This window comes from Lactobacillus acetotolerans DSM 20749 = JCM 3825, assembly GCF_001436775.1.
Taxonomy (GTDB): domain Bacteria; phylum Bacillota; class Bacilli; order Lactobacillales; family Lactobacillaceae; genus Lactobacillus; species Lactobacillus acetotolerans.
Genome location: NZ_AYZC01000019.1, coordinates 22,276 through 28,342 on the forward strand (window position 1 = coordinate 22,276; position 6,067 = coordinate 28,342).

Annotated in this window: 8 protein-coding genes; 1 reads left to right on the top strand and 7 read right to left on the bottom strand. The window is 37.2% G+C overall.

Annotated features, from left to right (window positions below; translation table 11 throughout):
* Positions 1–2: 2 nt before the first annotated feature.
* The 7 genes from FC77_RS04155 to glpK form a co-directional block, all read right to left on the bottom strand.
* Positions 3–422: a MerR family transcriptional regulator gene (locus FC77_RS04155; protein WP_056970249.1), complete on the bottom strand. Its 420-nt coding sequence runs from the start codon at positions 420–422 to the stop codon at positions 3–5.
* 141 nt (positions 423–563) lie between these two features.
* On the bottom strand, positions 564–776 hold the full coding sequence (locus FC77_RS08255) for a hypothetical protein (protein WP_225723706.1): 213 nt from the start codon (positions 774–776) through the stop codon (positions 564–566).
* A complete protein-coding gene (locus tag FC77_RS04160) occupies positions 742–1,179 on the bottom strand; it encodes a Fic family protein (protein ID WP_225723707.1) in 438 nt (145 codons plus the stop codon). Before FC77_RS04160 ends, FC77_RS08255 begins: the two co-directional genes overlap by 35 nt.
* The gene (locus tag FC77_RS07860; protein ID WP_082621119.1) at positions 1,176–1,556 is read right to left on the bottom strand and encodes a helix-turn-helix domain-containing protein; all 381 of its coding nucleotides are present in this window, start codon (positions 1,554–1,556) and stop codon (positions 1,176–1,178) included. The genes FC77_RS04160 and FC77_RS07860 overlap by 4 nt, the downstream gene beginning before the upstream one ends.
* A gap of 164 nt (positions 1,557–1,720) precedes the next feature.
* Positions 1,721–2,671, bottom strand: coding sequence for a LacI family DNA-binding transcriptional regulator (locus FC77_RS04170; RefSeq protein WP_056970250.1), 951 nt, complete (start codon positions 2,669–2,671; stop codon positions 1,721–1,723).
* A gap of 9 nt (positions 2,672–2,680) precedes the next feature.
* Positions 2,681–3,454 carry a tyrosine-protein phosphatase gene (locus tag FC77_RS04175; protein WP_056970251.1) on the bottom strand — a complete coding sequence of 258 codons (774 nt, stop codon included), beginning with the start codon at positions 3,452–3,454 and terminating at the stop codon, positions 2,681–2,683.
* A gap of 79 nt (positions 3,455–3,533) precedes the next feature.
* A complete protein-coding gene (gene glpK / locus FC77_RS04180) occupies positions 3,534–5,036 on the bottom strand; it encodes a glycerol kinase GlpK (RefSeq protein ID WP_056970252.1) in 1,503 nt (500 codons plus the stop codon).
* A 133-nt stretch (positions 5,037–5,169) separates the two neighbouring features.
* Between glpK and thiD the strand changes: the two genes are divergently transcribed.
* Entirely contained in the window at positions 5,170–5,982 is an 813-nt protein-coding gene (gene thiD, locus FC77_RS04185) for a bifunctional hydroxymethylpyrimidine kinase/phosphomethylpyrimidine kinase (protein WP_373290568.1), read from the top strand.
* Positions 5,983–6,067 lie beyond the last annotated feature (85 nt).

The window sequence follows — 6,067 nt, forward strand, 5'->3', positions numbered from 1 at the left end:
GTTTATTTTCCTTTCTTCTCGAACCTATCTAAATATTCAGCGAAACTACCATAATCACAATTGTTTAGTTTGCCATCATACCAATCAATCTTGTGGAATAAAATTTTCAGATGAAATTGCATTTCTTTTATTTTAGACAAGCTGTTTGCCTTAACCTTCTGCAACCATGCCTTTCGTTGCGGGATAGTGCTGTCACCCTGACTGCGCAATTTTACATATTCCTTAATTTCGTTCATGCTCATACCGCATCCCTTTAGGTGCAGTAAAAAGCCTACCCAACGAATATCATGGTTAGTGTAGTAACGCTGACCATTATCATAGCGGTGGGGAGTAATTAATTTCTCATTCTCGTAATAGCGCAAGGTGTAAGGCGAAAGCCCAACTAAATGAGCAAATTCACTAATTTTATATTTTTTCTCCACTTGATAGTTCCGCTCCTCTCTTGATTCGAATTAAGCATATTCCTTAGAGTTAACTCTAAGTCAAGAATTATTTTAAAAAAATAGCCCTGATATTTTATCAAAGCTATCCATATATTTAATATTCTATTTTAAAGCAATCAATTAAACTTTATTATGCTGTATCTTTTCTCGGCGCATTAATGCTAATTCTTTAAAAACCGCTTCACGGGTAGGAGTATCCTGAATACTTATCAACTGTGCCTCTTTCTTAATGTTTGCGTTATTTTGCGCCTTAATCAATTGATCGTTGTTTCTTGGATAATCGATTACCTGTTCATGATTAGCTGCTAAGCACTGCAAAAATGTACGATCCATTTCCTTCTCTAAAGGGATGCATATCATTAATAAAATCCAGCAATTTTGCATAGTCCAAGTTACTTAGTTCATCCTTTTTATTATCGGATTCCAGTAATTTATTTATATATATTTCTGCTTGACCAAAAGAGCGAAAATCCATGAAGTCATGGTCACCCTCTCTTAAAGGATAAGTCCTCTTCTTACTGGCCCAAGAATATAAGGTACCAAACAAAATTTCATTGATTTTATATAAATCGTTGATTGATATAATTTTCTTTTTACTTTTTAAAAATTCCACTTCATGAAGTGCAGCTGTTGTATATTTTTTTATTGTTAGAATCTTTTCATCTGTAATATTCAGCTTATTTTTTAATGTTTCATTTGGCAAAAGTGTATCATCAAATGTTTTATAATAACTCATCTTCCCTCATTCCAAATGCGATCAATTCTTTCCATATCTTTAGGATTGGGATTAAGGGCATTTTTCAAAAGAAACTTAACATCTTTAGAAGTTGGGTTCCAGCCTTCAAGGTGGTTGTCTTCGACTGCAGACCTTATCTGCTGGTACATTTCTTTATCGGGGATGTAAACTCCCTGGATGGTTTGCTTACCATCCTTAATATTTAAAGTATATGGATTAGGTTGCAATTTGTTCAATAAATCACCGGGCTTTTCATTTAAAGCAAGCGCAAAAGCATCCAAAGTCCTGATTGACCAACTTTCAATCGACTTCTTAACAGCATTGTCAAGTGTGCTAACCGCAACACCACTTTTTTTAGAAACTTCGTTAATTGAAATTCTTTAGTTATCTAAATATCCTAAAATTGGATTTGCCATAATTTCAACCTCACTTTTTGTGCTTTATTTATACTATATTTGGTAAAGTGCATCCCATAATTAGTATAAAAATAGGCCAAATCATAAAATATGACCTGGCTTAAAATTAATAATTTTTATTTGCCTTACCTGGTTGTTCCCCTTCTAACCAAGCTTGGCTCCAGCATTATCTCACCCTGTGGGGAACCTGATTGCTCAATTTTTTGTAAAAGCATATCTGCTAGAAATTCACCCATCTTTAAAATTGGTTGTTTTACCGTTGTTAACTGTGGATTAGATACCTGGTTTAAAAAGACACCATCATAGCCAATTACACCAAAATCAGCCGGTAACTTGGCACCTTCTTTTAATAATTGGCGGACAACTCCGACCGCAATCCGGTCGCTAGCACAAATAAAACACGTATCTTTTTTAAAGCTATTAAAGTGCTCTTTAATTACTTTTTGGGCCTCATGGCTATGATTACTAACCCGATAGATTTGCGGAATCATTTGATTCTGTTGCAAGGTATTGATATAGCCAGCCTCGCGCGAATATTCAAAGGGTTCTTTAACATCGATTCCCATAAAAATAAGGTGTTTATACAAGCGGCTCAAAGCATATTTGGTAGCTTTTTTTTCACCCAACTGATTATCATTATCAACAAAGTCATAACCACGATGATTTTCCCCAAACAAAACAAAGGGTTTATCCAGCTTATCAAAATACTCGTAATCTTTGGAACGGGCACCGGTAATCAAATAACCATCCGCATTGCCCTGCTCAATCTTGCTAGGGTCAGTAACTAATTGAAAGGCGTATTGTTTCTTAGCTAAGCCACGCGCAAAACCAAACAAAAGGGTCATATAATACGGTTCCGTCGTATCGATATTTTCTAGCGTGACAAACTTAACCACGTTGGTACGGTTATTAACTAAGGCTTGGGCAATATAATTAGGATGATAATCAAGCGTCGTCATAGCCTGCTCGACCAATTTACGCAGTTCTTGTGTCACCTGCTCCGGATGATTAATTACCCGCGAAACCGTCATCTTGGACACATTAGCCTCTTTCGCAACATCAGATAAAGTTACCATCATCTCACCTTATTCTAAATACATTTGCCGAAACTTATCTAAATCATTCTGATTGAAGCCCAATTCTTTTTTAAAAAATTGTGGGAAGCCACCCCAACCTTCACGAACAGTTTCGGTAATTCCGCGAATGGCCGTTGCTTCACCTTTGGTTACGTTCATTTTCGCTACCATTTTAGAAATTTCATCATTACTCGGTATTTGCCGCGAAACTGCAAAATCATACAATTTATTGGTTAACATATAATCCCGTGCAATTGTGTCATCATCAACCCCTAAGGCCATCAAAATTAAAGCAGAAATCATTCCTGTTCGGTCTTTACCGGCACTGCAATGATAAACCAACGCTTCATCATCCGGTAACAATAATAATTCTGCAAAAACCTTAGCAAACATTTTTTGACTATGAGAATTTAATAAGGTTCTTTGATAGATTTGACCAATAAAATTATCTTTGAGATCAGGAATATGGTGAATAAAGCGATAAAGTTTATGCTCACTTTTATCTTCACTTGCATCATCAGAATAAACCGGTACATCAACGTATTTTACTTTTGGCCAAAGCACGTCTGGTGCAGAGCTCTTTTCATAAGATGAACGCAAATCACAATCTACTGTAACTTTTAATTTCATTAATTTGATCCGATCCTTACTTGATAATGAGCTTAAAGAATCAGAACGGTATATTTTATTCCACTTTACGCTTTGACCTTGGTCATTTTTATAACCACCAACATCCCGAAAGTTCAGTGGACCGTCTAAAGCAACAATTCGATCATGTGCCATAAGTTTCTTACCTTCTTTTATGTAAACGCATTTATACTAACTAAATTATACCATCTCATAATAAATTCCATTGATAATTTTATTCGCCATGAGCAAATACTTGGGTTGCTTTGACTGCACGTTTCCACCCAGCATATAAGTGTTTACGTTCCTGTTCACCCATCTTTGATTCAAAGGTTTGACCAACAACAGAAACATTCTTTAATTCATCAATATTTTTCCAATAACCGACGGCAAGACCAGCCAAGAAAGCGGCCCCCATACCGGTTGTTTCGGCTACTTTAGCCCGCTCAATCCTGGTTCCCAAAATATCAGCTTGAAACTGCATCAAATAATTATTATTAGAAGCACCACCGTCAACTCGTAAAGTAGGGATTTTAATCCCAGAATCAACCTGCATAGTATCAACAACGTCTTTTGTTTGGTAGGCAAGAGATTGTAAAGTTGCTTTGATAAAATCATAGTTATTTGTTCCACGTGTTACACCAAAGATGGCCCCACGTGCTTCTGAATCCCAGTATGGTGCACCCAGGCCAGTAAATGCCGGCACAACGTACACCTCATTTTCTGATTTTGATTTAAGTGCGGCAGCTTCAGATTCGGGTGCCGTTTTAATCATTTTCATTGAATCACGCAGCCACTGAATCGCACTACCCGAAACAAAGACAGAACCTTCCAATGCATAATTAACCTTGCCATTGAGACCATAAGCAATCGTAGTTAACAGATTATTGTTAGAATTAGTTGGTTTATTCCCAGTATTCATAACGATAAAGGAGCCGGTTCCATACGTGTTCTTGACCATTCCCGGTTTTAAGGCAAGCTGGCCAAATAAAGCCGCTTGCTGGTCACCTGCCATCCCCGAAATAGGAACCTTACCACCGAAAAATGTATACGGTTTGGTATAATCATAAATTTCAGAGTTAGATTTGACCTCGGGCAGCATTGCCTTGGGAATATTAAGTAAATGCAGTATATCATCATCCCATTTTAAGTCATGAATATTGTAGAGCATTGTTCTTGAGGCATTGGTGTAATCAGTAACGTGAACTGCGCCATCGGTTAACTTCCATAATAACCAGCTATCAACGGTGCCAAAAAGTAGCTCACCCTTTTCTGCCTTTTCTTGAGCCCCATCAACATGGTCAAGTATCCAGCGAATTTTAGTTGCGGAAAAGTACGGGTCAATAATTAAACCGGTCTTCTCACGAATAGTTTCACTGTAACCATCTTTTTTTAGCTTTTCTGCTAAGGCCGTAGTTTGTCTAGACTGCCAAACGATTGCATTACAAATGGGGTGATCAGTCTTTTTATCCCAAATAACGGTCGTCTCCCGTTGATTGGTAATACCAATGCCGGCGATTTGATCAGGCTGAATTCCAGAATTAATGAAAGTAGTTGCAACGGTCGTCTGAACTGCATGCCAGATTTCATCTGCGTCATGTTCTACCCAACCAGGTTGAGGAAAGTACTGCGGAATTTCTTTTTGTGAAGATGCTACCTGCTTGCCCCAATGATCGATAATCATTGCCCGGGTTGAAGTAGTACCCTCATCAATTGCCATGATATATTTTTTTAACACGATTTCTTCCTTCCTTTTTTAAGAAAAAGTTTCATCATCAAAAACTATTATTCTAAGTTAATTTATGACATTTACCTTAGCTATCAGTTATACTTTAATAATAGAAGAAGAAATAAAAAAAGGAAATATGATTATGAAAAAACAAACCATTGCTGTAACAATTGCTGGTAACGATAGCGACGGTAGCGCAGGAATGCCAGCTGATCTGCATTCCTTTTACGCACGCGGTGTGTATGGGATGGGACTTTTAACTGCCGCTGTTGCAGGAAATACTACCGGTATTTATGCACAGGAAGTTATGCCTTTAGATTTTATTCAGAAGCAGTTCGATGTTTTAAACGACGATTTTAAAATAAAGGCCGTTAAAACCGGGATGTTGGCCAATAAAAAAGTCATTGATTGCGTTGCCAAAAACCTAAGAAAATATGATATGGGTAAAATTGTCCTCGATCCGGTTATTATCACCAAACACGGCGACACTTTACTCGATGATGACGCATACCAAACTTTCTTGGATCAATTATTGCCATTAGCTGATATTATTACGCCTAACTTTTATGAGCAGCAGAAACTTACCGGACTTAAGTTAGAATCAATGGAAGAAATTAAGAAAGGTGCCGAGATGCTGCAAAATATGGGCGCCAAGAATGTTCTTATGAAGGGCTGGCACGATAATGTTAACCAAAAGGTCGTCACCGACATTCTTCTAACTGAAGATGGCAAATTCTATGAATTTAGCAAACCGTTCTTTAGAACCGACCGAGTAAATGGCACTGGTGATACCTTATCTGCCGTAATTGCTGCAGAGCTAGCAAAAGGAAAAACAATCATTGAGAGCGTCAAAATAGCTAAAGATTTCACTTACGAAGCTATTTCACATCCAATTGAAGTTGGATCTAAATTCGGACCAATTAATCATTTGGCTGCGCAAGAAGATATAAAATAAAGATAACAAAAAACCTAGGATTCACATTATTGAAGTGAGACCTAAAAGTGAGACACTTTTAGGTCTTTTACTATGTCTAAATTTA

Excerpts from the sequence above, each read along its gene's own strand:
- FC77_RS04175 (WP_056970251.1), bottom strand. The coding sequence starts at position 3,454 with ATGGCACATGATCGAATTGTTGCTTTAGACGGTCCACTGAACTTTCGG.
- FC77_RS04170 (WP_056970250.1), bottom strand. The coding sequence starts at position 2,671 with ATGGTAACTTTATCTGATGTTGCGAAAGAGGCTAATGTGTCCAAGATG.
- FC77_RS04160 (WP_225723707.1), bottom strand. The coding sequence starts at position 1,179 with ATGAGTTATTATAAAACATTTGATGATACACTTTTGCCAAATGAAACA.
- FC77_RS08255 (WP_225723706.1), bottom strand. The coding sequence starts at position 776 with ATGGATCGTACATTTTTGCAGTGCTTAGCAGCTAATCATGAACAGGTA.
- thiD (WP_373290568.1), top strand. The coding sequence starts at position 5,170 with ATGAAAAAACAAACCATTGCTGTAACAATTGCTGGTAACGATAGCGAC.